The 1,408-nt window shown below is 32.4% G+C and carries 3 pseudogenes; 2 read left to right on the plus strand and 1 reads right to left on the minus strand.

The features are described from left to right. The first annotated feature begins 269 nt into the window (after nt 1–269). Nucleotides 270–751 (plus strand): annotated as a pseudogene (locus tag HRG09_RS28070) (DUF6241 domain-containing protein). Between the two features lie 58 nt (nt 752–809). Continuing rightward, nucleotides 810–992: pseudogene (locus HRG09_RS29300) on the plus strand (hypothetical protein); the annotation flags it as partial. A gap of 139 nt (nt 993–1,131) precedes the next feature. On the opposite strand, the pseudogene HRG09_RS28075 reads toward HRG09_RS29300, so the two are convergent. After that, nucleotides 1,132–1,381: pseudogene (locus HRG09_RS28075) on the minus strand (CPCC family cysteine-rich protein). Nucleotides 1,382–1,408 lie beyond the last annotated feature (27 nt).

The following is a 1,408-nucleotide window of genomic DNA, read 5'->3' on the forward strand; positions in this document are numbered from 1 at the left end:
TCTTTGGAATGAATGGTTTCTTTTTACTTATAGTGAAATACGGATTTACGAAGTGTTTTTAATCAAACTTTATTTCGTAGCTAGATTTGATGCAGCTCCCGTACCAGCTATGTTCAACACTAATTAATTATATCGAACTAAGTGAAAAAATATAAATTGTAAAATAGAGAGCGTGTTTTTGCTCCAATTTTTATGAGACTTAAATAATAATGCTATTTATAAGAGTTAGATTAGAAATGGATTAAATGCTAAATAAAGGGGTGTAAAAGTTGAATAAGTGGACCAGAATTTCGATTATTGCAATGGGTACCGTGATATTAAGTGTATTTATAGGATGCATGGGAGGAACGTTTTTTAATAACGAAAGTGACAAAAAAAAGTTGCTAAAGGTGAGAGCATTGACGAAGTGGTCAACGCCGAGGGAATCATGATGGATTCTATGCATAAAATGTTGCATCAAAAAGTAATAGCTGATAAAAAATCCGGCTTTATCTTAATGTCTCCTAATAATATAAAAAAGCTTCGGCATATGTTAGACCAGAGCGATAAAATGCCTAACAAAGAAAAGTATGCTGATATTCTAGAACGTTGGGAAAAAGGAGATTTCTCTCAAGCAGTCGGGGAACATAATTATATATGGGAGCGAGAGGGTGGTGAAAATGTTGGGGAAATTGGTGGAGAAGCGATAAGATTAGCTACTCAGAAAGAAGAAAAAGCATATCTCAAAGAACAAAGTGAAAAAGAAAAATAAATAGGGATTATATTAATAGAAAAGAAAGTTATTTACACATTAAAAAAAATTCATACCGTTTGCTAAATCTACAGGATTTCAAAATCTCCGTCATGCTTCTTATACGATTAAAGGAATCGAAATGATTCATGCTCTATATAAACGAAACCGAAGTTTGCGGCCAAACTTCGGTTTTTCAACATGTGTAATGATAATAAAGTTGTTTAATTTCTACGCTATAAACGCGCTTAACACCGTTTGAACAATCAAACGATGTTTAAAATAATTGTTTAATTTTATTTATCCTTCTCTAATTTTAAAAAATTTAGCAATAATAAAGTCGTTTAAAACTCAATTTTTATGGAATAAAGGTATCCATTAGTTGACGAGCGTAACAAACATTACTTTTCGAAAAACGGTCTCCAGCTTGGATCACGTTCATTTTTATTGGTTAGGTTTCGATTAAAAATGCCTCATGAAAAAGGCTTTTTGATATTGTCTCAAAGACTCTTCATTCGCTCCACCTTCATAATCAGGATCATCAAATTGAACGTTATCATCTTCCCAGAAACAGATACTGCAAATGTCAAATGTACCTGGTGGTTCCTCTTCTAAGGTTTTATAACCACAACATGGACATGTATATTTCATATAATCCCCCTAAAAGCCTTACTGTTA

Origin of the sequence: Bacillus sp. Xin1, assembly GCF_013314535.1 — a bacterium.
Taxonomy (GTDB): domain Bacteria; phylum Bacillota; class Bacilli; order Bacillales; family Bacillaceae_G; genus Bacillus_A.